Source organism: Cupriavidus sp. YAF13, from assembly GCF_052113425.1.
Lineage (GTDB): Bacteria > Pseudomonadota > Gammaproteobacteria > Burkholderiales > Burkholderiaceae > Cupriavidus.
Map to the genome: position 1 here is coordinate 1 of NZ_JBFRDD010000005.1, position 27000 is coordinate 27000.

25 protein-coding genes and 2 pseudogenes are annotated in these 27000 nt (G+C 66.7%); 17 read left to right on the forward strand and 10 right to left on the reverse strand.

Features of this window, described 5'->3' with window-relative positions; all coding sequences use genetic code 11:
* Positions 1-351: pseudogene (locus AB4061_RS05970) on the forward strand (copper resistance protein CopQ); the annotation flags it as partial.
* A gap of 318 nt (positions 352-669) precedes the next feature.
* Positions 670-1236 carry a TetR/AcrR family transcriptional regulator gene (locus tag AB4061_RS05975; RefSeq protein ID WP_441631845.1) on the forward strand — a complete coding sequence of 189 codons (567 nt, stop codon included), beginning with the start codon at positions 670-672 and terminating at the stop codon, positions 1234-1236.
* A 107-nt stretch (positions 1237-1343) separates the two neighbouring features.
* On the opposite strand, the pseudogene AB4061_RS05980 reads toward AB4061_RS05975, so the two are convergent.
* Both AB4061_RS05980 and fliD read right to left on the reverse strand, forming a co-directional pair.
* A pseudogene (locus AB4061_RS05980) lies at positions 1344-2622 on the reverse strand (MBL fold metallo-hydrolase).
* A gap of 140 nt (positions 2623-2762) precedes the next feature.
* A complete protein-coding gene (gene fliD / locus AB4061_RS05985) occupies positions 2763-4193 on the reverse strand; it encodes a flagellar filament capping protein FliD (RefSeq protein ID WP_441631847.1) in 1431 nt (476 codons plus the stop codon).
* Positions 4194-4799: 606 nt separating this feature from the next.
* Between fliD and AB4061_RS05990 the strand changes: the two genes are divergently transcribed.
* The gene (locus tag AB4061_RS05990) at positions 4800-5063 is read left to right on the forward strand and encodes a hypothetical protein (RefSeq protein ID WP_441631849.1); all 264 of its coding nucleotides are present in this window, start codon (positions 4800-4802) and stop codon (positions 5061-5063) included.
* A gap of 19 nt (positions 5064-5082) precedes the next feature.
* Here AB4061_RS05990 and AB4061_RS05995 read toward each other — a convergent pair whose 3' ends face one another.
* Positions 5083-5547 carry a DUF4126 domain-containing protein gene (locus AB4061_RS05995; protein ID WP_441631851.1) on the reverse strand — a complete coding sequence of 155 codons (465 nt, stop codon included), beginning with the start codon at positions 5545-5547 and terminating at the stop codon, positions 5083-5085.
* A gap of 357 nt (positions 5548-5904) precedes the next feature.
* Here AB4061_RS05995 and AB4061_RS06000 point away from each other — a divergent pair, with 357 nt between their 5' ends.
* From AB4061_RS06000 to AB4061_RS06040, 9 genes are all read left to right on the forward strand, one after another.
* Positions 5905-6972, forward strand: a complete 1068-nt coding sequence (locus AB4061_RS06000; protein ID WP_441631853.1) for a porin — start codon at positions 5905-5907, stop codon at positions 6970-6972.
* Positions 6973-7138: 166 nt separating this feature from the next.
* A complete protein-coding gene (locus tag AB4061_RS06005; protein WP_441632124.1) occupies positions 7139-8326 on the forward strand; it encodes an alpha/beta hydrolase in 1188 nt (395 codons plus the stop codon).
* Between the two features lie 96 nt (positions 8327-8422).
* Entirely contained in the window at positions 8423-10123 is a 1701-nt protein-coding gene (locus tag AB4061_RS06010; protein WP_441631854.1) for an AMP-binding protein, read from the forward strand.
* Position 10124: 1 nt separating this feature from the next.
* On the forward strand, positions 10125-10997 hold the full coding sequence (locus AB4061_RS06015; RefSeq protein WP_441631856.1) for a VOC family protein: 873 nt from the start codon (positions 10125-10127) through the stop codon (positions 10995-10997).
* 20 nt (positions 10998-11017) lie between these two features.
* Positions 11018-12175 carry an FAD-dependent monooxygenase gene (locus AB4061_RS06020; RefSeq protein ID WP_441632126.1) on the forward strand — a complete coding sequence of 386 codons (1158 nt, stop codon included), beginning with the start codon at positions 11018-11020 and terminating at the stop codon, positions 12173-12175.
* Positions 12172-12636 (forward strand): acyl-CoA thioesterase, encoded by a 465-nt coding sequence (locus AB4061_RS06025; protein ID WP_441631858.1) that lies wholly within the window; start codon positions 12172-12174, stop codon positions 12634-12636. The genes AB4061_RS06020 and AB4061_RS06025 overlap by 4 nt, the downstream gene beginning before the upstream one ends.
* A 28-nt stretch (positions 12637-12664) precedes the next feature.
* Complete coding sequence (locus AB4061_RS06030; protein ID WP_441631860.1) at positions 12665-13420, forward strand: maleate cis-trans isomerase family protein; 756 nt, start codon at positions 12665-12667, stop codon at positions 13418-13420.
* 29 nt (positions 13421-13449) lie between these two features.
* Positions 13450-14712, forward strand: coding sequence for an MFS transporter (locus AB4061_RS06035; protein ID WP_441632128.1), 1263 nt, complete (start codon positions 13450-13452; stop codon positions 14710-14712).
* Between the two features lie 95 nt (positions 14713-14807).
* A complete protein-coding gene (locus tag AB4061_RS06040) occupies positions 14808-15635 on the forward strand; it encodes a TetR/AcrR family transcriptional regulator (protein ID WP_441631862.1) in 828 nt (275 codons plus the stop codon).
* Positions 15636-15744: 109 nt separating this feature from the next.
* Here AB4061_RS06040 and AB4061_RS06045 read toward each other — a convergent pair whose 3' ends face one another.
* The 6 genes from AB4061_RS06045 to AB4061_RS06070 all read right to left on the reverse strand — a co-directional run bounded on the left by AB4061_RS06045 (position 15745) and on the right by AB4061_RS06070 (position 20366).
* Positions 15745-16191, reverse strand: a complete 447-nt coding sequence (locus AB4061_RS06045; RefSeq protein ID WP_441631864.1) for a MarR family winged helix-turn-helix transcriptional regulator — start codon at positions 16189-16191, stop codon at positions 15745-15747.
* Positions 16188-16412, reverse strand: coding sequence for a hypothetical protein (locus AB4061_RS06050; RefSeq protein ID WP_441631866.1), 225 nt, complete (start codon positions 16410-16412; stop codon positions 16188-16190). Before AB4061_RS06050 ends, AB4061_RS06045 begins: the two co-directional genes overlap by 4 nt.
* Before the next feature lie 129 nt (positions 16413-16541).
* Positions 16542-18200 carry an FAD-dependent monooxygenase gene (locus AB4061_RS06055; protein WP_441631868.1) on the reverse strand — a complete coding sequence of 553 codons (1659 nt, stop codon included), beginning with the start codon at positions 18198-18200 and terminating at the stop codon, positions 16542-16544.
* Positions 18201-18281: 81 nt separating this feature from the next.
* Positions 18282-18707 (reverse strand): rubredoxin, encoded by a 426-nt coding sequence (locus AB4061_RS06060; protein ID WP_441631870.1) that lies wholly within the window; start codon positions 18705-18707, stop codon positions 18282-18284.
* Between the two features lie 58 nt (positions 18708-18765).
* Entirely contained in the window at positions 18766-19470 is a 705-nt protein-coding gene (locus AB4061_RS06065; protein ID WP_441631872.1) for an alpha/beta hydrolase, read from the reverse strand.
* A 65-nt stretch (positions 19471-19535) separates the two neighbouring features.
* Complete coding sequence (locus AB4061_RS06070) at positions 19536-20366, reverse strand: dioxygenase family protein (protein ID WP_441631874.1); 831 nt, start codon at positions 20364-20366, stop codon at positions 19536-19538.
* Between the two features lie 153 nt (positions 20367-20519).
* On the opposite strand from AB4061_RS06070, the gene AB4061_RS06075 reads away from it, so the two are divergent.
* Positions 20520-21416 carry a LysR family transcriptional regulator gene (locus tag AB4061_RS06075; protein ID WP_441631876.1) on the forward strand — a complete coding sequence of 299 codons (897 nt, stop codon included), beginning with the start codon at positions 20520-20522 and terminating at the stop codon, positions 21414-21416.
* A 20-nt stretch (positions 21417-21436) separates the two neighbouring features.
* Here the strand turns inward: AB4061_RS06075 and AB4061_RS06080 are convergent, their stop codons facing one another.
* Entirely contained in the window at positions 21437-22294 is an 858-nt protein-coding gene (locus AB4061_RS06080; RefSeq protein WP_441631878.1) for an IclR family transcriptional regulator, read from the reverse strand.
* 102 nt (positions 22295-22396) lie between these two features.
* On the opposite strand from AB4061_RS06080, the gene AB4061_RS06085 reads away from it, so the two are divergent.
* Genes AB4061_RS06085 through AB4061_RS06100 form a run of 4 tightly spaced genes read left to right on the forward strand, consistent with a single transcriptional unit; the run spans position 22397 to position 26644 of the window.
* Positions 22397-23401 carry a tripartite tricarboxylate transporter substrate binding protein gene (locus tag AB4061_RS06085; protein WP_441631880.1) on the forward strand — a complete coding sequence of 335 codons (1005 nt, stop codon included), beginning with the start codon at positions 22397-22399 and terminating at the stop codon, positions 23399-23401.
* A gap of 21 nt (positions 23402-23422) precedes the next feature.
* Complete coding sequence (locus tag AB4061_RS06090) at positions 23423-24976, forward strand: class I adenylate-forming enzyme family protein (RefSeq protein ID WP_441631882.1); 1554 nt, start codon at positions 23423-23425, stop codon at positions 24974-24976.
* Positions 24973-25770 carry a citryl-CoA lyase gene (locus AB4061_RS06095; RefSeq protein ID WP_441631884.1) on the forward strand — a complete coding sequence of 266 codons (798 nt, stop codon included), beginning with the start codon at positions 24973-24975 and terminating at the stop codon, positions 25768-25770. Before AB4061_RS06090 ends, AB4061_RS06095 begins: the two co-directional genes overlap by 4 nt.
* Before the next feature lies 1 nt (position 25771).
* Positions 25772-26644, forward strand: a complete 873-nt coding sequence (locus AB4061_RS06100) for an SDR family NAD(P)-dependent oxidoreductase (RefSeq protein ID WP_441631886.1) — start codon at positions 25772-25774, stop codon at positions 26642-26644.
* Positions 26645-27000 lie beyond the last annotated feature (356 nt).

Genomic DNA, 27000 nt, shown 5'->3' on the forward strand with positions numbered 1-27000 from the left:
CTCTTCGCCAAGACCCTGATCACCGCCGCCGCCCTTGCTGCCGCTTTCGTTGCCGGCACCGCTCAGGCTTCGGGCCCGAAGGACAGCACCTTCGCCGGTGACAAGTACGGCTACGTGTTCCGCACCACCACGCCCGACGCCTTCACCGATGGCGCCCGCAGCGGCAAGTTCGACCCGTTCACCGAAGGCGCACGCGTTGGCAAGGCTGACCCGTACACGGACGGTGCGCGCATCGTGGCCGGCCTGGATCGTAGCGGCGTGTCCGCCAGCCCGGCCCGCAGCGTTGACGCCTACACCGATGGCGCGCGTGGCGGCAAGTTCGACGTGTTCAGCGAAGGCGCCAATGCCTGAGCGCGGCAAGGGTATCCCGGCGATCGCCGCCTGGATGCCCGATACCCGATAGCAGTCGGGAAACAGAGTGAGCGTGAAATAGAGTAGGGGTGCATCATGAATTTACGGGACAGCTTCCTGATCCTGGCCGGCTGGGTGGTTCTCTGTGTCGCCAGTGGCTCTGCCATCACCGTGGTGGCGCAAGTGCTCCCGGCGTGAGCCGGCACAGGGCGGTAATAAGCGCAATGAAGGCGTAACTTGGGGCCAACTAAGCCGCCTTGTTGCGACTGCACACGAAATTGGCTTGAGGATCTATCGATAGATAGATAAGATCACGCTATGAAAACGCAATCCGTACGCGAACAACTGCTCGAACACACGCTGGTGCTTATTCGCCGGCGCGGTTTCAATGGTTTCAGCTACCGCGACCTGGCCGAACTGGTTGGCGTGAAGACGTCAAGCATCCACTATTACTTCCCCGCCAAGGACGACCTGGTGCTGGAGGCGGTGAAAGAATACAGCGCCCGCATCGCCGAGCGGCTGCGTAGCGTGGATGCCTCGCTTCCCCCTGCCGTGCAAGCCGAGGGCTACCTCAACTTCCTGCGTACCGCGGCCTGCGGCGACCAGATCTGCCTCGCGGGCATGCTGTCCACCGAGACGCTGTGCCTGCCGGAGTCGGTCCACGCCGAGCTCAAGGCGTTCTACCGCATGAACGAGAACTGGCTGATGGGGCTGATCGAGCGCGCGCAGAAGGAATACGGCAAGGTCTACCCGGTGACGGCTCGCGCGCTGGCGCAAGTGATCTACGGCGCGCTGCAGAACGGCCTGATCGTTGCGCGGCTGTTTGGGGCGCCCGAGCGGCTGGAGTCCGCCGCCGACCTGCTGATGGCTTCGGTATCCGAGTAATACGTATAAGACATCCGGGAAGTATCAGACGACATAGCAGCCCGCTGCTGGCACATGAAAAAGCCGACCCATCGAGGTCGGCTTTTTGTTTGCATTGCCCGCGCGTTTCAGCTTGCTGCGTGCTTCAGCACCTGCCACTTCTCGCCGGACTCCTGCACGCGGCCGTCCTGCACCAGCTTGAGCAGGTGCGCCAGCAGCGAGCGCTTTGCCACCGGGAGCATGCGCTCCGGCACGTCGTCATAGACCCGCAGGAGCAGGATATCGATGCCGGTTTCGCCAAGCTCTCGCAACGCGTTGAGCACCTTTGCCTCGCGCTGCATGCGATGGCGGATCAAAGTGCGGATGGCATCCGCGGGCCGGGGCATCAGGAAGCCGTGGCCGGGCGCAAGCCATTCCAGGTCCTCGTCCTGCAACGCGGCGAGCGAGCCCAGGTACGCGCGCATGTCACCGTCGGGCGGGTTGATGACGACGGTGGAGCCCTGCATCACGTGGTCGCCGGTGAACAAGGTCTTTTCTTCCTCGAGCAGGAAGCAAAGATGATTGGATGCATGTCCCGGCGTGTGGACGACGCGCAGCGTGCAGCCTTCGCCCAGCGCCAGGCGTTCGCCGTGCGCCAGGATGCGCTCGGGCTGGAAGGTCTGGTCCTGGCGTGGCGTCTGCGGCGCGGGGCGGCCCAGCACCGGCGCGCCGGTGGCGGCCTTGAGCCTGGATGTCGCCGGCGAGTGGTCGATGTGGGTGTGGGTGGCCAGGATCCAGCGGATCGGGCCGGGCATCGCTCGGGCGTATCCAGAGATGCTCCACGGCCTCGTCGCCATCGTGCGTGGCGGACTGGCCGGCGGGCGCCACGGCCACGAAAAAGCGTGTGTCGAAGCGCTTGGGCAAACCGGGTGGCGTCAGCCAGTGGCTGTGATACGCCAGGCGGTCCACCGCCAGGCGCACGCCAAGCCGCTCGCAGAGCTGCGCCATGCCCGGGCCGCCGCTGCGCGCGGACTGCCGCAGCCATGCCTGCTGCGCGGCATCCAGCGTGTCCAGCGCGATCAGCTTGCCGCCGGCATCGCTCGCGAACAGCAGGCCGGCTTCCTCGAAACACTCGCGCACGGCTGCCAGGTAGAAATCCAGGCCGCCGTCAGGCAGCTTGAGACGGGCGCTGGCCGCGGCATCGTCCAGGCCGGCGCAGACATCGTGCAGGGTTCTGTCCTGGGGGTCGAGCGTGCCGCCGGGAAAGACGAAGGCGCCGCTGCTGCGGTCGTCGTTGCGCTCGGGGCGGCGCACCAGCAGCACTTCCATGCCGGCCGCGCCATCGCGCACTACCAGGATGCTTGCGGCTTGACGCAGCGAGGGGGGGCGTGAGGGAGGAGGGCTTCCGCTCTGTTCTTGTTCGCGCATGTGGGGCGGTTCCTGATTGACTGGCTAGTATCAGGCGACAGTGTAGCGGCATCGCACGGTTATGCCACCAAGGGAAAGCGAGACGGTAAGCCGTGGGCGGGGCCGTCCCGCACTTGCGGGCAGGACGGCTGCGGTGGTGATTACTGGTTGGACGTCTTGTTCATCGCCGCGAATTGCTGCGTGAGGTAGGTTTTGGTGGAGTTCATCCGGCTCATCATCAGGTCAAGCTGCTGGAACTGCGCGCGATAGCGCGACATCGTGGCGTCGATCCCCGCGGAGGTGCGGGTGTAGGCGCTGTCGAGGTTCTTCAGGTCGGTGTTGATGCCTTCGGTGGCCGTCGTCAGCGCGCCCTTTGTCGCGCTGAACGATTTCACCATTTCCGCCAGCTGATTGCCATAGCCGGACTTGCCGTCGGCACCGCTGAACAGCTGCGCCACGCCGGTCCGGTTGGAGCCGAGTGCCTTGTTCAGCTTGGCGGTGTCGAGCCCCATGGAGCCATCGGCCTTGAACGAGATCCCGATCTGGGTCAGGTTGACCAGGCTGGCGTCGCCGGTGCCGGTCTGCGGCGTGTTGAACACGGAACGCAACTGGTTCTGGATCGTGCGCAGCGTCGCGTCGCCCAGCAGCGGCGACTGCGTGCCCTTGTTGTTCTTGTCGAAGGCGGACAGCTTGGCGGCGGTGCTTTGCAGCGTGTTGTAAGCGGTGACAAAGCTCTGCACGGCGCTAGACATCGCTCCGGTGTCGGTGACGGCGGTCACCGTGCTGTCGCCCTTGCTCAGCAGGTTCAGCGTCAGGCCCGGCGCGGCGCCTTGGACCGAGTTGGTCGGGCTGCTCACGTCGATGCCGTTGATGTTCAGCTTGGCATCGAGGGCCTCGATGTTCTGCTTCATGGCCTTGGTGCCGGCCGGGTCATACGCCAGCAAGCCGGCAATGGTGCTGGGGTCGCCGGCGCCGTTGCTGTCCACGGAGACGCGCATGCTGGATTTGGCGCCCGTGGCGTTGGACGTCAGCACCATGCGGTACGGCGTGCTGCCGCCATCGTTGACGATGCTGGCGGTCACGCCGGAATTGGATGCGTTGATCGCATCGCGGATGCCGGTCAGCGTGTTGTTGGTGCCGTTGATGTTGATCGAGGCGGGCTTGCCGGTGCCGGGCGTGAAGACGGCGCCCTCGGTAGTGCCGAACTCGATCGTGATCTTGGCGCTGCCCAGCAACATGCCCGTGCTGTCGGCGATGCCGTTGGACACGAGCGTTTGCGACTGCGCCAGCTGCGACACCTTGACCGCATAGCTGCCCGCCATCGCGGACTTGTCGGCCACGACGCCCAGCACGTTGGTGCTACTGGAGGTGGTAGTGGTGCTGTTGTACAGGCTCGCCGTGCCAAGCGCGCTGGCGGCATTCTGGAACGAAGCCAGCGCCCCTTGCAGCAGACCATAAGCGGAGAGCTTGGTGGTGTGGACGGTGGCCTTCTTGGTCAGGGCAGTGAGCTTGGTCTCTTCCGCCTTTTGCAGATTGTCCAGCAAGGTGCTCAGGTCCAGCTGGGACCCGACTCCTATCGAGGAAATAGCCATGGTTGCAATCCCTTAGTTGCGTGTTGGAGGAGGTCGGCCCGCCGAAGCGGCCCGGCTAGTCAGGAGAGCCAGTTGCGCGCGGATGATACGGCCGGCACGCAGGGCTTCCTCGGGCGAGGTACTGATCGATGGCGTCGCCATAGGCGTGCGCTGTATTGCGACAAGCCGCTGGTTCGTGGCAGGAAATCCGGTGCCCGTGGCCTGGCTGTCGCGTCGCCCTTGATGCTGTCGACACGAGGTTAGATACGGGTGCGCCGGGACAGCCGTGGGACGCCACTGGCCATTGAGATGTTGCTGACTTCACCCCGGCTCGCTGATCTGTCGGCTGTGTGCGCCGATCTTGTCCTCGTCTCGCGCTGAAGATGTGCGCATCGACCGAAAACAGGGGGTAACCCCGATCGTGTGCTTCACTCTTCACGCTCAAGATCGTAGTGGCGTGGACCTGGGGCCAATTGAGAGAATAGGGGGGGAAAGTCCGCGCATATCGTTTGGGTTGGCGCCGCGCACGGCGTGTCGCCAACCACAGCGAAACCCATCGCCGGGCCTGCAAAAAAATGCACCGCGGGACCGCTCATTTGCCATTAAGTTCGAGAGGGAGATGCCGATATGGACCGCAAGGGTTTGCTCGACGCAGCGGCAGTACTGGAAGACCTGGCGTCCGGCCTGCAGCCGGACCCGGCGCGCCTGGCGGCTGGCGCGCAGGCGCTGGAGGCCATGCACGCCGACCACCCCTCGTGGCGCGACATGACCGACGCTGCGTTCGGCCTGCAGGCGCTGGCCGCGGGCGGCGCGCTTGGCCTGGACGCGAAGGGGCGCGCACGCGCGGCCCGCCTGGCGGAGGTCGTGCGCAGCCTGGTCGATCCGTTGTAGGGCCAGCTGGCGGCGGTGCCTAAGCCAGCGACAGGACGAGGACCGCTGCGCCAACGACGGCAACCAGGTCCTCGATGACCGCCGCCGGCAAGTCCCTGCCGAATACCGCCGCAAGGCGCGCGCGCGCAGCCGCGCCGCCGAGCGTGCCGATCACCGCGCCCACGGCGCCAAGAATGCCCCCGCCCACCAGCATGCCGCCACCCGCGCCGATCGTGGCCCCGCACAGCGCTCCCGAGAGAATGCGCGCGCCGAACTGCGACGGCACCTTGCGGCTCGGCGTGCCGGGCAGCTTGTCGGTGATGAGCTCCACCGCGGCCAGCACGCTGAAGATCCATGGCGTGAACCGGTAGCCCATGAAGGCAAGCCAGCTGCCCGACAGATCCAGCAAGCCCGCGTGGACCGCCCAACTGACAGCGGCGGGTGCCGTCATGGCGCGCAGGCCAGCCACGATGCCGATAAAAAGCGAGAGCAAGTACAGGGTCATGGCGGCTGTCCTCAATCAAGGCTGGCAAAGGTGGCACGGCTGACGCAGTGCGCCTAAGCCGGTGCCGTGCGCGGGTACGTGCGCCAACCCGCTTGGCGAGTATGCCAGCGGCGCTTGTCGAAGCAAGCGTTTGAGCAAKAAGACGCGACCCCGCCCGGGGCTTGTGGCGCATCAGGCTGCGGTGCCGCGGCACCGGGAAAACCATTATTTAACACCATATCAAAAAACAATAACATTTATTGAGTGTATATCAATTGATTGGGCGGACATCCGTTGTCGAGGCTGCCTGTCAGGCGACGGCACGATAGCCCGCGGGCCGATCGCAGCTCGCGGACCAGACCCGATCAAGGAGGAACAATGAAGAAAGCACTGGCCATGGCCGCGGCCACGCTCGCGGCACTGACCCAAGGGCAGGCGCAGGCCCAATCGTCCGTCACGATGTATGGCGTGGTGGACGCGGGCGTCGAATACCTGAACCGCGTGCCGAACACGGCAAAGCAGGGGGACAGCCTGTTCCGCATGACTTCCGGCAACATCGCCGGCAGCCGCTGGGGCATGCGTGGCGTGGAGGATCTCGGTGGCGGCCTGAAGGGTGTCTTTGTACTGGAAGGCGGCATGGTGCTCGATACCGGAGCGTCCTCGCAGGGCGGCCGGATCTTTGGACGCAAGGCCTATGTCGGCCTGGACAGCAGCACCTATGGCCAGTTCACGCTGGGCCGGCATCACAACCTGATGTTCGACCTGATCATCTCGTTCGACCCCATGTTCTTCGCGCCGAAGTACTCGTCGTTCAGCCACGACAGCTGGCTGGCGGGGCGCGTGGACAACGCGGCCAAATACACCGGCAAGTTTGGCGGGCTGACCGTAGCGGCGCTGTATAGCTTCGGGGTGGATTCCACGGTGGCCAACGGCTCGGAAGTGCCGGGCAACAGCCGCGTGGGGCGCGACATGAGCGCCGGATTTACCTACCAGGCCGGCCGTTTTCGCGTGGGCGGCGTGTATGACCAGCTCAACGGCAACAGCGCGGCGACAGCCGGCAAGACCGAGCGGCGCTATGTCGGCACGGCCGCGGTGGATCTGGAGGCGGTCAGCATCTATGTGGGCTACCGCAGGCTGGCGAGCCAGTTGCTGGCGTCGATGTCGCGCACGGACCTGATGTGGACCGGCGTGAACTGGAACCTGGCGCCGGCCGTTGCGCTGACCGGCGCCGTGTACAAGACCAATGACCGCACCTCGGGGAAGGACCCGATCTCCTTTGTGCTGTCGGCCGACTACCGGTTCTCCAAGCGTACCGATGCCTACCTGACGGCTTCCTACACGAAGAACAACGGCGGCTCCGCACTCAGCGCCAACGGCTATGACGGCTCGATTGTCCCTGGCGCCAATCCGCTTGGCGCGGTGGTGGGCCTGCGGCACAGCTTTTGAGCGGCGGCGCCTGTGGTGGGGCAAGGTTTACCATTATTTGACATGCACTCAAATAATGACTAAATTATTGAGACGGTAGCATTTAATCAAAGGAGACGTCGTGGCGGAGCAGAACAAGGCACAGGTAACAGCGGGCATGCGTGGCGCGTCGTGGGATGCACAACTGATGACGCGCCCTTACCAGATGGTCCCCTATGCGCTGGGTACCGCGGACGGCCAGCGCACGCTCGGCTTTCTCTTCACGGCGACCGGCAAGGAAAAGACGGTCGTTTCCATCATGCATCCCCGCGAGATGGCGATCACGCACTATCTCGTGCCGTTCATTCTCGACGCCGGCTGCGCCTGCTGGGTGCAGGGCCCCCGCTCCATCGGCAACGACCTGCGGCTGGAGCATGAGATCGCGTTGTTCGACGTGGCGGCAGGCATGACGCACCTGCGCGATCTGGGTTTCGCGCGCATCGTGCTGCTGGGCAATTCCGGCGGCGCTTCGCTGTACACCTTCTACAACCAGCAGGCGCTCACGCCGGCTGCGCAGCGCATCGCGCGGACCCCGGGCGGCCGTCCGACCAACCTGGCTGAGCTGCAGATGCCCACGGTTGACGGCATGATCCTGGTCTCTCCCCATCCCGGGCAGGGCAAGCTATTGATGACCGGGCTCGATCCCTCCGTTGTCGACGAGAACGACCCGATGCAAACCGATGCGTCGCTCGATCCGTTCTCCGCGGCGAACGGCTTCGACGCCGCCAGTGGACGCGGCAGCTATGCGCCGGACTTTGTCGCGCGCTACAGCGCCGCGCAGGAAGAGCGGGTGAAGCGGATCGACGAGCACGCCAGGCAACTGCTGCGCCGCAAGCAGGCCGCCCGCCAGCGCATCAAGGCAGGCGCCGGCAGCGAGCTGGACCGGCGTGTGGCCGCGCATGCGCCCATCTTCCACGTCTGGCGCACGGACGCTGACCTGCGGTCCTGGGACATTACCCTGGACCCGTCGGACCGCCAAACGGGCACGCTGTGGGGCAAGGACCCCTTTGTTTCCAACTGGGGCAGCGTTGGCTTCGCACGCGTGGTGACGCCGGAGTCCTGGCTGTCGACCTGGTCGGGCCTGACTTCCAACGCATCGCTGTACAAGACCATCGGCGCGGTGCACCAGCCCACGCTGCTGCTGGAATACACCGGCGACCAGTGCACGTTCCCCGCCGATATCGAGTCCATCTACGCGCAGATCGGCAGCACGGAGAAGCGCCACATCCGCGTGCGCGGCAATCACCATGGCATGGCACTGAGCCGCGACGAGGAGCCGGGCCAGCGTATCGCCGGTGCGCACATCGTCGAGTGGCTGCGCGAACTGATGGTGTAAGGAGAGTCATCCCGCGCGCCGCAGGCCAATGTGGCGCGCTGACAGACAACAACAGAAAACAGAAAACAGAAATCTGACAAGCAAGGGTAGAGAGACATGATGCAATCCCAATCGGTACGGCCCCAGGAATTGCTGGCGGGGGTCAGGTACCCCGACGAAGACCGGCTGCGGCGCTATGTTGCCGACGGCGTGCTGACGCAAGAAACGCTGACAGGGGCCTTCCGCGCATCGTTTGCGACCCATGCGGACCGGCTCGCGCTGGTGGGCCCGGAAGGCCGGCTGACCTACCGCGACCTGGACGAGAAGACCGAACGCCTTGGCGCCGCGCTGCTGGCGCTGGGCCTGCGGCCCCTGGATCGCGCGGTGTTCCAGTGCGGCAACAGCAATGAGCTGCTCCTGGCGTTCCTGGGCTGCCTGAAAGCGGGCATCATTCCGCTTTGCTCGCTCCAGGCGTTCCGCAAGCTGGAACTCGGCTACCTCGGCAAGCTCTGCGAAGCCCGTCTGCATGTCGTGCAGGGCGACGACACCAAGTTCGACGACGTGGCCTTCGCGCAGGAAATACAGGCCGAAGTGCCGAGCTTATCCATCATCCTGCAAACACGTGGCGAGCGTCGTGGCAGCGCGCTGCTGCTAGCCGACCTGATTGAAGAGATGCCGCTGGCCCACGCGCGCGCGATCCTGGCGGGCGTGACGCTCGATCCCTTCCAGGCCGCCGTGTTCCAGCTCTCGGGCGGCACCACGGGCGTGCCGAAGATCATCCCGCGCTTCCAGAGCGAGTACCTCTACAACATGCGCGCAGTGGCGGCGTGCAATGGCTACACGAAGGACGACGTGCTGTTCTTCCCCACGCCGTACATGCACAACCTCAACATGGGCTGCTTCTTCGGCCCGTTCCTGCTGACTGGCGCCACATTGACGGTCACGCCGGATCTTGGCGAGGAAAGCCTGCGCGGCCTGGTGCGCGACTACCAGCCTACCTGGTTCGGCGTGGCCGGGCCGATCCTCACGCGCATTGCGCCGGAACTGGAGCAGTCGGATGCCAGCGCGCGGGCGCGCAGGAATTTCGTCGCCCCCAAGAACGCCGCGGGCCTGACCCGCCTGACGGGCTCGCCCACGCACCATATCTTCGGCATGACCGAGGGCGTGATCATGTTCACCCGCAAGGATGACCCGCAAGAGATCCGCGACACCTCCGTCGGCAGCCCGGTGTCCACGCATGACGAGGTCAAGCTCGTGTCACCGGGCACAGAGGATCCCGTGGCCGACGGCGAACCCGGCGAGGCCCTGTTCCGCGGGCCTTACACCATCCGCGGCTACTACAAATCCGAGAAGGAGGACGTGACGCGCTTCACCGCGGACGGCTTCTACCGCTCCGGTGACCTGATGACGTCGCGCGTGGTGGACGGCAAACGTTACTACTTCTTCTTCGGGCGCATCAAGGATGTGGTGGATCGCGGCGGCGAGAAGATCAATGCCGAGGAGCTGGAGAACGTCGTCAACCTGCACCCGGGCGTGTTGGCCTGCGCTGTAGTGGGCATGCCCGACCGCGTCTATGGCGAGCGCGTGTGCGCCTTCGTCATACCCAAGCCGCCCGCAAGCGACCTTACGCTGGCGCAACTGACCCAATACCTGCAGGAAGCCGGCCTGGCCAAGTTCAAGTGGCCAGAGCGGCTCGAAGTCGTCCAAGAGTTCCCGCTGACCGCATCCGGCAAGCTCAGCAAGGTGCTGTTGCGCCAGCAGATCATCCAGTTGCTCGAGGCCGAGACGGCTGGCAACACCGTAACCGAAGGGAAGTGAAATGACCGAAGCGAAACACCTTGTCGGCGTGCCGTCCGTGCAGTTGCATGGCGTGCATCACACCGCGCGTCCCACCTGGAAGCTGGCCCAGACCGTACATTTCTACCGAGACCTGCTTGGCCTGCCGCTGGTCCACGCCATCTCGGCCAAGGGCTGGGGCCCGGACAATCATGCGGACTTCCTGCACTTCTTCTTCGATAGCGGCAACAGCAGCACCATTGCCTTCTTCTACTACATCGGCACCGAGCGGCCGGACTGGCTGGCGGTGCGCGAGCACTACCAGGATCGCGCCACGCACACCGCCTGGCGCGTGCGCGACGAAGCGGAGCTGCTGGAATGGCGCCAGCGCGTGGAAGCGGTCGGCATTCCGGTGCGCTACCAGATCCGCCACGAGGTCATCGAGTCGATCTACTTCAACGATCCCAACGGCTATCCGATCGAGATCACCTGGCAACTGCGCCCGTTCAGCGAGGCCGATGCGCTTGACGCGGCGCTGACCATCGAGGCAGCCATGCAGCTGGAGAAGGCGGCGGACGCCGCCACGGCTTTCACGTCCATCGAGCCGGTCTGGCAACGCAAGGCCGTGCAGATCGGCACGGCACCGGAGCAGGCTGGCAAGGCATCGGTCTATGTGCTGGACGTGCCGGAGTTTGCCGCGCTGATTAGCGTGGCGCGTACTACCGACGGCTATGCCACCACCTCGCTGAAAAACGGCTATGTGCGCATCGACGGCAATCCGCAGATCTGCTTCCGGCGCAAGGCGCTAGGCTTCAAGCCGGCAGTCTGGTATGGCGCGCTGACCGGCGGCCTGGTCGGGCGCATCGTCCAGTTCGATATGGACGCGCTGGTGATTTCCCCGGAGGAGGCGCAATGAAAGCCGCAATGAAAGCCGCGATGAAAGTGGCCATCATCGGGGGCGGCCCTTCCGGGCTCTTCCTCTCCATCCTGCTCAAGGAGCGGCTGGCACCGGTGGAGATCGACATCTACGAGCAGAACCCGGAGGACGCCACCTTCGGCTTCGGCGTGGTGCTCGCCGACACCGGCCTGTCCAACCTGCGCGCCGCATCCCCGGCGGTGGTCGACGAGCTCGCCAAGGCGATGCGCTTCAGCGACCGGCACACCATCGTGAGCCACGAGGCGCCGATCACCATGAAGCGCCCCGGCGCGGGCGGCGGCGCGATTCCTCGCATCCAGCTGCTGTCGGTGTTGCAGGCGCGTGCCCGCGAGCTCGGGGTGCGCGTGACTTACAACAAGCGCATCAGCGACTTTGCGGCCATCGAAGCCGACCTGATCGTGGGTGCCGATGGCGTCAACTCGCTGCTGCGGGCGTCTAACGAGGGGGGCTTCGGCACCACGCGCCACAACCTGACCAACCACTTTGCCTGGTACGGCGTGGCGAAGGCGTTCCCGAATCCGGCCCTGGTGTTCCGGCAGTACGAGGGCGGCTATTTTGTCGCGCATTACTACCCGTATTCGGACGCCATGAGCACGTTCGTGGCTGAGTGCGACCACCGGACCTGGCAGGATTTCGATATGGACGCAATGTCCAACGCGGCGCGCCAGGCCTTGTTCGAGACGGTGTTCGGCGCGGAGCTGGGTGGCTACAAGCTGGTCTGCAACAACTCGAACTGGCGCCAGTTCCCGGTCGTGATCAACCAGACCTGGCACGTCGGCAACCAGGTGCTGATCGGGGACGCGCTGACCAGCGCCCACTTCTCGATCGGCTCGGGTACCCGGATCGCCATGGAAGACGCGATCGCGCTGGCCGAGGCCATCGTCGCCTTCCCCGGCGATGTGCCGGCGGCGCTGCAGCGCTACGACGAGGTGCGCCGCCCGCAAAAGGCCAAGCTCATCCGCGCCTCGGAGGCTTCGTACAACTGGTACGAGCGTATCCGCGAATGGATGAACCTGGCGACGCCGCATGAGTTCGTCTACCGCTTCATGACCCGCACCGGCCGCGTGGATGTGAGCCGGCTGCGCGAACAGTATCCCACCCTGATCGCCGAGCTGGCGGCCGCGGGCGTCACCGATCTCACCGCGCCGCAGCCATGATGCGCGCCACCGAATACGTGCTGAGCGAGCAGCCGTTCGTGGTGCGCCGCACCGTGCGCTGGGGCGATTGCGATCCCGCTGGCGTGGTGTACACGGGCCGCTTCACCGACTACCTGCTGGGCGCGGTCGGGCTGTTTGCCGACCACATGGCCGGCGGCGCGGGGCGGCTGGGCGAGGCGCACGGCGTGGGCACGCCGTGCAAGGCGATGCGCTTCGAGTTCATCGGCACGTTGTGGCCGGACGACGTGATCGACATCGAGTGCTTCGTCGAAGCCATCCGTACGCGCTCCTATGACATCCGCTGCATCGCCAGGCGTCCCGGCGGGGCGCCGGTGTTCGATGCCGTGTTTTCCCCGGTCTGCGTGCGGCTGGACGAGCGCGTGGGCACGCCGATCCCGGATTCCCTGCGCGCCGCGCTAGGCGCGTTCCTGCGCAAGCCGGCCGCAGAGCCCCGGACTTAACGAGAACAAGCGAACAAGCGAACCCAAGATGAATTACCGAATTGGCCAGATCGTCCCCAGCTCCAACATCACGATGGAGCGCGAAGTGCCCGCCATCTTCGCCGGGCGCATGCAGCAACTGCCACAGCGTTTCTCCTTTCATTCCAGCCGCGTGCGCATGCACCGCGTGGTGGCGCAAGAGCTGGAGCGCATGAACCGCGACATGGGCCGCTGCGCGCTGGAGCTTGCCGATGCGCGCGTGGATGTGATGAGCACGGCCTGCCTGGTGGCCACGATGTGCATGGGCAAGGGCTACCACCGGCAAGTGATTGAAGACCTCAACGCGGCTATCGCCGATGCACCTTACCGGCCCGCGATCATGACCTCGGCCGGCGCGCTGGTCGAAGAGCTGAAGGACTTTGGCGCCAGGCGCATTGCGCTGATGGCGCCCTACAGCGATGCGCTGACGCGCACCGTGGTCGAGTACATCGAAAGCGAAGGCATCGAGGTCAAGGACGCGATCAACTTTTCGATCCTCGATAACCTGGAGGTCGGCGAGCGCGATCCGCTGCAATTGCTGGAGGACGTGAAGCGCCTGGACACCGCCGGCGTGGACACGGTGGTGCTGTCCGCCTGCGTGCAGATGCCGTCGTTCGCGGCGATTGAGCGCGCGCAGCTGGCGCTGGGCGTGCCCGTCACCTCCACGGCTGTCTGCACGGCGCGGCAGATGATGCGGCGCCTGGGCCTCGAAGCGGTGGCGCCGGATGCCGGCGCGTATCTCGGCAGCAAGACCGGGCTGGTGTAAGGGCCGTAAGTGCCCGAGGAGACGACATGATGCAAGAAACCGATGGAACGGCGTCCCGGACTGGACGTTGGCCTTATATCGCGGTAGTGCTGGGCGCGGCGCTGGGCATGCTGGCCGGCTATGCGCCGCTGTTCAATGCCACCGCTGGCGTGTTCGTGCGCCCGCTGGCCGCTGAGTTCGGCTGGGGCCGCTCGGAGGCGTCGCTTTCCTACGCGGCCTCGATGTTCGGGCTGGCGGTGGTGAGCCCGCTGGTCGGGACCATGATGGACCGCTACGGCATCCGGCGCGTGATCGCCGTGTCCGCGGTGGTCTTCGGCATCGCCACGGCGTGCATGGCACTGCAGGACGGCAGCAAGGCCATGTGGATCAGCCTGTCCGTGGTGGTAGGCGTGTTCGGCGCGGCCACGTCGGTGCTCGGCTATCTCGCCGTGCTGCCGCAGTGGTTCGACCGCCGTCTTGGCCTGGCGCTTGGCGTTGCCATGTGCGGCCTGGGGGCCGGCACCATATTGATGCCAGCCGCCGCGCAGTATCTGGTGACCGGATATGGCTGGCGCACTGCCTATGTGGCGCTGGGCGCCGGGTCGATCGTCTTGTCCTTGCTGGCGTGCTCGCTGTTGCGGGAACGCAAGACGGCGGGAAGGCCGCAGGGTGCCGCGCGCGGCCAGGTGGTTGACGGCGTGCCGTTTGCCGAGGCGCTGCGCAGCTATCGCCTGTGGGCCATCTGGGCGGTGTTCGTGCTGGGGTCCTCCGCTACGCTGTCGCTTGGGCCGCATCTGCCGGCAATGTTTGCCGATCGGGGCTTCAGCCCGGCGGACGCAGCGCGCAGCGCCTCGATGGTTGGCATCGGCCTGCTGATCGGCCGCATCCTGACCGGCGTGCTGATCGACCGGATCCACGCACCATTCGTCGCCTGCGTGTTCTTCGGCGGTGGCGCGCTGGGCATCTTCCTGCTGCGCTCGGCGCATGACTACCAGGCGTTGCTGCTCGCCACCTCGCTGATTGGCCTCACCATCGGTGCGGAAGGCGACCTGATCTCGTACCTGGTGCGTTCGTACTTCGGCTTGCGCTCCTTTGGTGCCTTGTTCGGCATCGCGTTTTCCGGCTATGGCTTTGGCGCGGTGCTCGGCCCGATCGGGCTCGGCGCCTGGTTCGACCGCCATGGCAGCTACGATGCGCCGCTGCTGGCACTGTCCTGCATGCTGTTGCTGGCCGCCGCGCTGACGCTTTCCCTTGGCCGCTACCGGCGGGCGGGCGAGCTGCCGGCCGTGACGCCGGCGGCCGCCGGCGCCTGAGCACGGGTCAGGACCGGACCTGGCCCGTTGACAGGTAGAATTAGCACGGGCGCAATTATCAAGCCGCGCCACCTGTGCCGATCCGCCACTGACCTATGCCAGCCGCCAAGAAAACCGCCACCGTAGCCGAACCCCCTCCCGCCATGCCGCGCCGCCGGGGCCGTCCGCCCAAGACGGACTCGCCGATCGGCGCGGAGGCGACGCTGAGCCGGGTCGCCATCCTGCAGCGCGCCATTGAACTAACGAAGACCATGCCGCTGGACCAGATCTCCATGGTCCAGCTGGCCAAGGATTTCGGCGTGGCACCCGGGCTCATCCACTATTACCTGGGCGGGCGGGATCAACTGGTTTCCGGCGTGCTGAATGACTACTACCGGCAGCGGCTGGGCCGGCTCTCGTCGCTCACCGGGGACTGGCGCCGCGACGTGGAGTCTTTCTCGCGGCTGAGTTTCCAGGTGGCGATCGAAAACCCCGGCGTGAGCATCTATGTGGCCTCGCACAACCGGTTCCGGCTGTTCCAGGATGTGCAGCCGGGGGAGACCGACTACGGGATGGAGTTTTTCAACCGCATGACGTCGGCCATGATGCAAGGCGGGTTCAATGCGGACCAAGTCGCGCTTGGCTATCACCTGCTGGCGCAATACCTTGTTTCCGCCAGCATGGCGGAGGCTTCCCGCCAGTTGCCGGCCTACCACCAGGCCTTCATCGAGAACAAGCTGGAGTCCGTGTCGCCGCTGCAATATCCCGGCGCCCGCTTTGTCAGCAAGTCGTTCTCGCGGTTGAGCTCGGACATGGCGTTCGAGGAAGGGCTGCGCATTACCTTGGACGGCATCGAGGGATGGAAACGGGGTGCAGGCCTTGCCGCCATCCCAGTGGCCAGCGGTGCCGCCACGCCGCGCAAGCCCCGCGTCAAGAAAGCCTGACTTTTCCACGCCTTCGGGCTCGATGACGGCGAGAGCGCATTGCGCCTCGCCGCGTCCGCTGATTTCCCTCTCCGCTTGCACAGGCCCCCGCCGAGCAACGCAGGCATCCCTACAGCATCGACTCCACCTGCGCCAGCAGCTTGCCCAGCGCGAGCTCCATCACCGCGCGCTCCTGGGGGGAAAGCGCGGACATCAGCGTCTCGTGCCGGCTGGAGGCGATCCGCATGATCTTCTCAAACAGCGGCTTGCCTTCGGCTGACAGCGAGATCAGCACCGCGCGGCCGTCGGTGGGGGATGGCTCGCGCCTGACCAGGCCTTGCTTGATGAGGTGATCGGCCGCGCGGCTGGCCTGGCTTTTGTCCAGGTTGGCGAAGCGCGCAAGGTCGATGACCAGGAAGGGGCCGAACTCGCCGATGGCGGCGAGCGTCCTGGCTTCGCTGAGCGACAGGCCTAGCGCTTCCGAATAGGCCTGCGCGATGCCGCGGTCGAACTGCTTGACGATGCGGTGCAGGCGGTACGTGGCGAAGCCGGAGAGGGAGAGCTTGGGGCTCGTCATGATGCGCGGCCAGGCGTGTTGTCCGCGTCCGTTGCTTCGAAGCTGCGCGAGACCTCATCGAGCAATCGCGTCGCATCGGCAAAGCCGGCATGGCGGCTGAGCGCCAGCAGCGCTACGCGGGCCAGGTAGAGCGGAGTGTCGTGCTCGCCGAGCGCGGTCATGCGGTAGCACATCGCCGTGTAGATTTCATCGAGCTCGGTCGGGCTCATGGTCGTTTGCATAGGGTTCTCCGGCCTAGAGGCCATTTCCAAAAGATGCTGGCGTCGTTGCGCGGCCTTGGCCGTACCACTTGTACTGTCTGCGGCCGCGCGCCTAGCCAGAACCGCTTCGCTTCATTTTGAAACAGCCTCTTAGGCGATCTGCATGGCAAGGGCGATGGCGTTGCGCACATCGCCGGCGCGGGCTTGTCGCCAGCGGCCGCTGACGTAGCCATCCGGGCGGACCAGGTAGAGCGTACCGTCGACGGCGTCCAGTGCGCGCCGCACGGCATCCTGCGGATCGGTCAGCCGTCCCGCCGCGGGCGCCGTGCCCGCAATCAGGTGGCAATCCAGTTCCAGGCCGCTGTCGCATAGCTGGCGCAGCCCGGGCACGGCGTCGTCCAGGTCCTGGCCGGCGCCGGCAAAGCAAAACGCGGTGAAGCCTTTGCCGATGCAGCGGACCAGCGAAGTCGGTGCGCCGTGCGGGCCGACCAGCGGCATGTCAGTCAGCGCGGCGCCCGGCGCCGGACCGGCCTTGAAGGCAGGGTCGTCCGTCGCGGCAATGGGCGAGTCGGCAAAGACCGCCGGACTGGTCTGGCGCGGGTTGATCAGCGAACGCAGTTCCGCGTGCGCCGCCGATAGCCCCAGCACGGCTTCACGCATCAAGGCAAAGGCAGGCGAGGGCGGGGCCATGAACTCCGTGCTCTTCGCGCCGAAGCGCATGTTCTCGCGCGCCGCCGCCACGCGCTCCGTGGAGTAGGAGGGCAGCAAGCCGGGGGAAGCCTTGCCGCGCACGGCAAGGGCGAGCTTCCAGGCGAGGTTGAAGGCATCGTCGAAGCCGCTGTTCAGGCCGCGCACGCCAAAGATGGGCACCAGGTGCGCGGCGTCGCCGGCAAAGAGCGTGCGGCCGTGCACGTAGCTATCCAGCGTGAGGCACTTCGCGTTGTAGATCGAGATCCACAGCGGCTCCCACGGCGCGGTCACGCCCATCATCTTGAGGTGGCTCGCCACGCGCGGCAGCACGTTTTCCGGCTTGACGGCCTGCTCCGCATCCTCGTGCTCGCCGACCTGGTAGTCGATGCGCCACACCTGGTCCGGCTGCTGGTGCAGCAAGATGGTGGAGCCGGGGTTGGACGGCGGATCGAACCACGCCAGCCGCTCGACCTCGCGCGGGGCGTCGATAGCGATATCCACGATGACGTAGCGGCCCTCGTACTGCATGCCGCGCAATGACAAGCCTAGCGCATCGCGCACGGCGCTGCGGCCGCCGTCGGCTGCCACCAGCCAGTCCGCACGCACCGTGTAGGCATGGTCGCCCGCGGCTACCGCCAGCGTCACGCCGTTGCTGTCTTGCGTGACGGCGGTAACGCGGTTCTGCCAGCGGATTTCGATCAGGTCCGGGTAGCGCGCGATGGCGTCGAGCAGGTATTGCTCGATGTAGTACTGCTGGATGTTGACCATGGGCGGAAAGACCTGCCCGGGTTCGTGCGCCATGGTGAAGTGCAGCACCTCCTCGTTGCGGTAGTAGCTGCGGCCGCCCGCCCAGGCGAGGCCTTTGTCCAAGACCGGGGCGGCGACCCCGAGCGCGTCGAGGATTTCCAGCGAGCGCCGGGAGATGCAGATGGCCCGGCTGCCTTCACAGGTGCCGTCGTCCGCCTCCAGCACCACGCTGGGGATGCCGTGGCGGGCCAGGGCTAGCGCGGCGGCCAGCCCGACGGGCCCGCCGCCGGCGATGACGACCTGGCGCGGGGCATCCATGCCGCCGGGGTGCAGCACCGGCAGGGATGCGGCGTGGACTTCGCGCTGGTACATGTCTTGTCTCCTGGTTGTGTGCGCAACCAGTTCAAGATAATCCAATCTAGTTGCGTGCGCAACCAGATTGCCTGGTCCCGATCAGAATGCCACCATCGCAAAGTCTTCCTTGCCCACGTCGCACAGCGGGCAGCGCCAGTCGTCGGGAATGTCTTCCCAGCGGGTACCGGGTGCGATGCCGTCCTCCGGAAGGCCTGCGGCCTCGTCATAGACCCAGCCGCAGATGATGCACACCCATTGCTTGAACGCGCCGGTGGCGGCGGATGCGGCCTTTGCCGCGATGGGGGCTTCCGGCTGCGCGGCGGCCTTCTCTTGTTCCGGCTCGTCCAGGCTGAAGACAAGCGGCGCCGCCGTGGCTTCGCCGCCGGGCGCCAGGCGCGCCTGCAACAGTGCAAGCAGCGCCTGTGCCTCTTCCGTGGTCAGGTCGATCCAGTATGGATCGCCCGCGCCGTCGTTCAGGCGCTTCGGGGAAAACTGGATCTCTACTGCGGTGCCTTTCGTGTACATGCGATCAGGGGGGCGGGTATCGGGTTTCTTGGTTTTTGGGTTTTGTGCAGGGTAAGGATTAGACAGGAAAAAGCACGCCGGCAAGCCATTGCTGGAAATCGGCTACCACGTCGGCGGTCAGGTCATGGCCAATGGGGTAGCGCCGCGACTGATGCGGCACACCCAGCGCGTCCAGCCACTGGTCCGCGCGCTCGGCCCACGCGACGGGCAGCTTGTTGTCGAACTCCCCGTGCGCGATAAAGGCCGATAACCCGGCAAGCGTCTCAGGCGGGGCGAGGTGCGGCTCGATCTCCGGCAGGATGCGCCCGCTCAGCACGGCAAAGCCCGCCACGTCGGCTGGCGCGCTCAGGCCAACGCTGGCGCTGAGGATGCCGCCCTGGCTGAAGCCGGCGATCACCGTGCGCGCGGGCAGGGCGCCATCCTGCGCATGGAGGGCACGGACGAAGGCAATCAACTGCTGGCGGCTGCGCTCCGCCTGGACTGCGTTGATGGCGGGCGCGCCACCGGCGAAGCTGACCTCGAAAAAGCCATGCTGGCCGGGCCCGAAGGTGAGCGGGCCTTGCACCAGCACCACGTCCACGCGCGGGTCGATACGGGTGGCCACCGGCGCGAGGCTGGTCTCGTTGCTGCCTACGCCGTGCAGCAGCAGGAGCCGCGCGGCAGGCGCTGCGGCCGCATCCGCTTGCGCCTTTCGCAAGCGATAACGCAGGCCGGTCGCGGGGTCTTCGGCCAGCGGGCCGATTTCATTGCGGGTGGTGTTCATATCGTCTCGCGTGGCTGTGAACAAGGAATCGGGCAAGGGGATCAGGCAAGGGTTCAGGCAGGGAATCAGGCCGCAACGGGCTGCGCGGCTAGCGGCCGGACTTGGCCGAGTACATACGATTCCATCGACAAGATCCCGTAGGTGATGCCGCCGTCTATCACCGCCAGCGGCTCGCCTGCTTCGGCTGCGCCGATGGCCACCAGCAGCGGCAGGAAGTGCTCGTCGGTCGGGTGCGCGCGCTCCGCGTGCGGGGCCTGGCGCCGGTAATCGATCAGCGGCTGCAAGTCTGCGGTGCGCATGGCGCTGCGCACCGCCTCGCGTACCCACTGCGTGAATGCTGCCACGTACGGGGCATCGCCGCCGCCATGGCCGCGGAATTCATGGAGGTTGTGCGTCATGCTGCCGGAGGCGACGATCAGCACGCCCTGCTCGCGCAGCGGCGCCAGCGCACGGCCCAGCGCCAGCGCGCCGGCCGGGTCCAGCGGCTGCGGCAGCGACACCTGGAACACCGGCACCTGCGCATCGGGATACAGGTGGCGGATCGGCACCCAGGCGCCGTGATCCAGGCCGCGCTGCGGATCCAGCCCGGCGTTGAACCCGGCCTGCGCCAGCAGCGCCACCGTGCGCTCGGCCAATGCCGGATGCCCGGCCGCCGGGTAGCGGATCTCGTACAGGGCACGCGGGAAGCCGCCGAAATCGTGGATGGTCTCGGGCTGTGCACTTGCCGTCACGCGCACGCCGCCTCGCGTTTCCCAGTGGGGCGAGACCACCAGCACCGCCTTGGGCGCCGGCAGCACACGGCCTAGCGCGGCGAGTTGCGGGCCGGCCAGGCCCGGCTCGATGGCGAAGGTGGGCGCGCCATGGGAGACAAACAGGACGGGAAGTGCGGTAGACATCTCGGATTCTCCGGTGGCCACGGCAAAACCCGCGGCGTGCAACGACATAGGGAATCTCGCTAGTCTATTGATTCATCCGGCAGTCATAAACCGCCGTTCGTGTGATATATAGTCCCGATTATCGAGACAATGAGCCAATGCCGAGGCTACCCCATGGACCGCGCCCTGGAAATGACCGTATTCACCGCCGTGGTCGACGCCGGCAGCTTTGTCGGTGCGGTCGAGGGCCTGCGCATGTCCAAGGCCGCGGTCTCGCGCCATGTGGATGCGCTGGAACAGCGCCTGGGCGTGCGCCTGCTGCAGCGCACCACACGCCGGCTGTCGATGACCGAGGAAGGGCGCATTTTCTACCAGCGCGCGCGCGAAGTGCTGGCGGCGCTGGATGATGCCGAATCCGAGATCACGTCCCGCAAGCAGGAACCCAGCGGGCTGATCCGTATCAACGTGCCGCTCACATTTGGCATCCTGCACCTCGCGCCGCTCTGGAGCGCCTTCATGGCGGCGTATCCGCAGGTTGATCTCGATATCACCCTCAATGACCGTGTGGTGGACCTGGTCGACGAAGGTTACGACCTTGCCGTGCGCATCGGCGACATGCCAAGCTCCGCGCTGATCAGCCGCAAACTGGTCGCAACCCGCATGGTGCTATGCGCGTCGCCCGCCTACCTGGCGCAGCACGGCGCGCCAACCCATCCGCATGAACTGGCCGGGCACCGCGTGCTGGCCTATACCAACTGGTCCGGGCGCGACGAATGGCAGTTCGATGGCCCGCACGGCAAGGTCAGCGTGAGCACCCGCGCCCGGGTGTATTCCAACAATGGCGACACGTGCCGCGCCATTGCGCTGGCGCATGGCGGCATCATGCTGCAGCCGAGCTTCATGCTCCAGGACGACTTGCGGCGCGGGGACCTGGTTGAACTGATGCCCGAGTTCCGCGCGATCGAGATCGGCGTGTACGCCGTGTATCCGACGCGCAAGCAGTTGCCGCTCAAGGTGCGCCGGCTGGTGGACTTTCTGGTGGAGGCGTTTCGGGATGTGTCTTGGGGGTAGGGGGCTGCCACTTATCGCTTTCACAGTCCCTTAGGCAACAACGCCGCCCGCGATTCACGCATGGCCCGCGCAATCAGTTGCTGGCGCTCGCGCGGCATGCGGGCCAGCGTGGAGGCCACGCTGATGCCCGCCACCGGCTCGCCGTCCGTGTTGTGCACCGCCATGCCCACGGCCAGCACGCCGCGGGTGGCGTGATTGCCGATCACGGACCAGCCGCGCTCGCGCGTGGCGCGCACCAGGATATTCATGCGCTCGGGCGTCATGCCGCCATAGTGGCCTAGCGCCGCGGCATTGGCGGCGATGCATTGCGCCACGTCGTCTTGCGGCAGCGCCGCCAGCAGGGCCAGCCCGGCGGCGCCGACGCCCAGCGGCTGGCGCGTGCCGACCTGGATCACGAGGATCTGCACCGGGTGCGTCCCGACATGGCGCGCGATGCAGTGCGAGATCGCGCCTTCGCGCACGATGGCGAAGGCGGCATCCCCACAGGCGGCACTCACGCGTGCCAGCACTGGCTGTAGCCGTGCCGCCAGGCCATCGGTGGCATGCGGCTGCGCAAGCGCCGACAGGCGCGGCCCCGCCACGTAGCGAAAGCGCCCGCGCTGCGCCACATAGCCGCTTTCCATCAAGGTGGCCAGCAGGCGGTAGACCGTGGCGCGCTCCAGCGCCGCGATGCGGCACAGGTCGACTACGCGCAGGCCTTCGCGGCCGCTGGCCAGCACCGCATCCAGCAATTGCAGGCCGCGCCGCAGCGTGCGGCTGCCGCTGTCTTCGGCGGGCTGGGCAGCATCGGCGGCGTCGGGAAGGGGGCCGAGGGCTGCCTTGCCTTTGGCAGAAACGTCCGACAGGCGGACGTTTTGATTGGCGGAGCGGGCAGGCATGGGGAAGAATTTCTCGGTCGATGGAAGCCACCCGCAGTATGCCGCAGCGCGGCCAGAAGGGGGCCAGCTACGGCATTGCACTGCCAAAACAGGAGACAAACCATGACCTTGCATCATGCCCCGCGCCGGCGCCTGTTGGCGTTCGCGGCGGCCCTCAGCCTGGCCGCCGGCCTGGCGCTGCCGCTTCATGCCCAGCCCAGCGCCCAGGCTGCCTGGCCCACCAAGCCCATCAAGCTCGTGGTTGGCTACGCCGCCGGCGGCGSMACGGACGTGATCGCGCGCATCATCGCGCTCAAGCTGGGCGAGCAGCTGGGCCAGCCGATGGTGGTGGACAACCGGGCGGGCGCCAATAGTAACGTGGGCGCCGAGGTGGTGGCCAAGTCCGTGCCCGATGGTTACACGCTCTACGTCTACACCATCGCCAACACCATCAACGCGTCGCTGTACGACAAGCTTGGCTACGACCCGCAAAAGGACTTCGAGCCCATCGGGCTGATCGCCAGGATTCCCAACATCCTGGTGGTGAACCCCAAGCTGCCGGTGAAAACCCTTGCCGACTACATCCGTTTTGCCAAGGCGTCGCAGGACGGCATCACCTTTGCGTCGTCGGGCAGCGGCTCGTCCATCCACCTGTCGGGCGAGATGTTCAAGATGCAGGCCCGGCTGAACATGCTGCACATCCCGTATCGGGGCAGCGCGCCGGCGGTGACCGACCTGCTGGGCGGGCAGGTGCAATCGATGTTCGACAACACGCCTTCGGCCCTGCCGCACGTGAAGGCGGGGCGGTTGCGCGCCATTGCCATCACCAGCGCCCAGCGCTCGCCGCTGCTGCCCGAGGTGCCGACTGTTGCCGAGTCGGGCTTTCCCGGCTTTGACGTGCAATCGTGGTTCAGCCTGGCCGCGCCCGCCGGCACGCCGCGGCCGGTGATCGAGCGCCTGAACTCGGCCCTCAACAAGGTGCTGGCCGCGCCCGACGTGCGCCAGCGCTTGCAGGATCTGGCGGCCACCCCCGAGCCTGGCACGCCTGAGCAATTGCGCCGCCTGATCGCGGCGGAAACCAAGCGCTGGCATGACGTGGTGAAACAGTCCGGCGCCAAGGCCGAATAACAAGCAAGGAGCGTTGCCTACATGTACCCGATCGACTTCTTCTGGCGCGCCGCGGCGCGCTGGCCCGGCAACATTGCCATCGACGCCCCCGAAGGCGCGATCCGCTACGACGCGCTGGCCGCCCAGGTGGCCGCGCTGGCCACGGCGCTCAATGCGCTTGACAACACCCTGCAGAGCCGCGTGGGCATTTGCGCGAAGAACAGCGCCGAGCACATCGTCGCGCTCTTGGCGGTGCTGGCCTGCGGCAAGGTCTGGGTGCCGCTGAACCCCAAGAGCACCCGGCCGGAGATACGCCGCATCATCGACGCCACCGAGCCCTCCATCCTGGTGCTCGATGTGGCCTGCGCCGGACTGCTGGAGGGCGCGGCCGGCGCGCGCATCTATAGCGGCTCGCCGCCACCCGGGGAGAGCTCGGTGGCCGCGCTGATCGCGCAGCATGCCGGCGCATCGCGCCCGGCCTTTGCGCTGCCGGAGGAGGCCACGCAGGCGATCAAGTTCACCGGCGGCACCACGGGCGCGCCCAAGGGCGTGATGCAGCCGTACCGCGCCTGGATGACCAACGTCTCCAACCAGATCCACGCCTGGGGCTTTGACGAGCACGAGCGCTACATCGTGGCCGCGCCGATCACGCATGGCACGTCGACCTACCTGTTGCCCATCCTGGCGCAGGGCGGCTGCCACGTGGTGCTGGCCGAGGCCGGTGCGGAGGCGGTGCGCACCGCGTTTCGCGAGCGGGGCGGCACCGTGTGCTTCATGCCGCCCACGCTGGTCTACATGCTGATGGCGCTGCCCGGCGCCACACGCGCGGACTTCCCCTGCCTGCGCCGCCTGATCTACGGCGGCGCGCCGATGCCGCCCGAGAAGATCCGCGAGGTGCGCGCGTTCTTCGGCCCCGTGCTGGGCACCACCTACGGGCAAACCGAGGCGCCGCAGAGCCTGACCGTGATGCGCCCTGCGGATTTCGAGGACGAGCGCAACTGGGCCGCTGTAGGCCTGCCCACCTGGTTCAGCGACGTGGCCATCATGGCCCCGGACGGCCGCCTGCTGCCCCCGGGCGAGGTCGGCGAGGTGGTCGCGCGCGGCGACCTGGTGATGAGCGGCTACTGGCGCTTGCCGGAGAAATCCGCCGAGACGCTGGTGGACGGCTGGCTGCACACGGGCGACCGCGGCCTGATCGACGAACGCGGCTACCTGTACCTCAAGGACCGGCTCAAGGACATGGTCATCACCGGCGGCTTCAACGTTTATCCGGTGGATGTGGAGAACGCGCTGGGCCAGCACCCGGCGGTGCACGAATGCACGGTGTTCGGCGTGCCCGACGAAAAATGGGGCGAAGCGGTGCAGGCTGCCGTGCAGCTGCGCCCCGGCCAGCATGCCACCGAAGGCGAACTGATTGCCTTTGTGCGCGAGCGCCTGGGCCCCGTGCAAACGCCCAAGCGCGTCCACTTTCATGCGAGCCTGCCGCGCTCCGCCGTGGGCAAGGTGCTCAAGACCGCCGTGCGCGAACGCGCCATCGGCCCCGAAGCCCCATCGGCCCCGACCCCTGCCAACGCATCCACTGAGAACCCATCATGACTTCCCCAGCTTCCTCCAAGCCCGTCACCCGCCTTTGCACCCACACCCTCACCAGCCTGCATTACCGCGACGCGGACCTGGTCGAGGACCTAATGGGCAAGAAGACCTTTACCGAGGTCATGCTCATGCAGATCCTGGGCCGCGAGCCGCGCCCGGTGGACCTGCGCATCACCGACGTGGTGCTGATCGTGCTGATGGAGCACGGCCTCACGCCTAGCGCCATCGCCACGCGGCTGATCTACATGAGCGCGCCCGAGAACCTGCAGGGCGCCGTATCCGCCGGCCTGCTAGCCGTAGGCAGCTCCTTCGTGGGCACCATGGAGAACTGCGCGCAACTGCTCGACCGCATCGGCGCGGCCGCCGATCCCGATGCCGAGGCCATGGAGATCGCGCGCCACTACAAGTCCATCAAGAGCCATGTGCCCGGCTTTGGCCACCACCTGCACAAGCCGGTGGACCCGCGCGCCTACAAGCTGCTGGAAATGGGCCGCGCCGAGCCCGACCTGGCCGGCGACAAGATCCGCGCGCTGGAGCGCCTGTCCAGCGCGGTGGATGCCGTGGCCGGGCGGCCCATCACCATCAACGCCACCGGCGCCGTGGCCGCCTTGCTGGGTGAGCTGGGCGTGCCCACGGCCGTGATGCGCGGCTTTGCCGTGATCTCGCGCGCGGCCGGGCTGGTGGCGCATATCGTGGAGGAGCAGCAAAGCCCCTCGGGCCGTTTTATCTGGGACACCATCGAGCACGCGATTCCTTACGTGGGCGAAGGCGGGCACCGGCCAGGGGAGGGCGCGTGAAATGACGAACGTATCGAACCTAGCGGACCTAGCGAACCCAGGCGACAGCGCAGCGGCGGCGCGCCCGCCAGCGTTGCCGCTCGATCTCACGGGCCGCACGGTCTTTGTCGCCGGCGCGGGCTCCGCGGGGCCGGGCTGGAGCATCGGCCGCGCGGCCAGCGTGACCTACGCGCGCCTGGGCGCGCAGGTCTGCGTGGTGGACCGCGACGCGGCCTCGGCCGAAGAAACCACGGCGCTGATCCGGGCCGAGGGCGGCATCGCCGAGACCTTCACGGGCGATGTGTCCGTGGAGGCTGAAGTGGCGCGGCTCTTCGCCGCGGCGCGCGAGCGCTTCGGCATGGTGGACGTGCTGCATCACAACGTAGGCATTGGCAAGACCGGTGGCCCGATGGAGACCACCGCGGACGACCTGGACCGCATCCACGCCGTCAACGTGCGCAGCCTGCTGCTGGCCAGCCAGCAGGTGCTGCCCGACATGGTGGCGCGCGGGCGCGGCGCCATCATCGCCATCTCGTCGGTCGCCGGCATGCGCTACGTGGGCTATCCGCACCTGGCCTACAGCGTGACCAAGGCAGCCGTGACGCAGTTCACGCGCATGCTGGCGCAACAATATGCGCCGCATGGCGTGCGCGCCAACACCGTGGTGCCGGGGCTGATCGACACGCCGCGCATCGCCACCACGGTGGCGAAGATGTTCTCCGGCACCAGCCTGGAAGAGGCGCGCCGTGCACGCGCCGCGCAAGTGCCGATGGGCCGCATGGGCAGCGCATGGGACGTGGCCCACGCCTGCGCCTTCCTCGCCTCCGATGCGGCGGCCTATGTCACCGGCACGGAGCTGGTGGTGGATGGCGGCCTCACCGGGAAATTCGTGTGACACGCAATCCGTCGCCCCATGTCCAGTAGTTGCTTAAAAGAGAGGATGGCTGGCTAGCCATATCCGCAGCGCGGATATTCGCGCAACGCCATTGCGCGAGGGACTAAAGAGCCACTCAACCTTGCCGATATGTAGTCATCGGCATGAAGAACGCCGGCATTCCTTGCCGGTACGAGCCGATGTCTTTCTCCCGAAGCCGACACTCGATCGGTTGCCACGACAAGCGAAGATCAGGCATCCGTGCAGGCGGCGTTGCCACGCAGCCGCCTGCCGGTCTCTCGCTTGTTTTTCCGGGATGGCTCTGGCCGATTACCTCTTGCATTCCTCCTTTCTTTTTCCAGGACGACGGACAACCA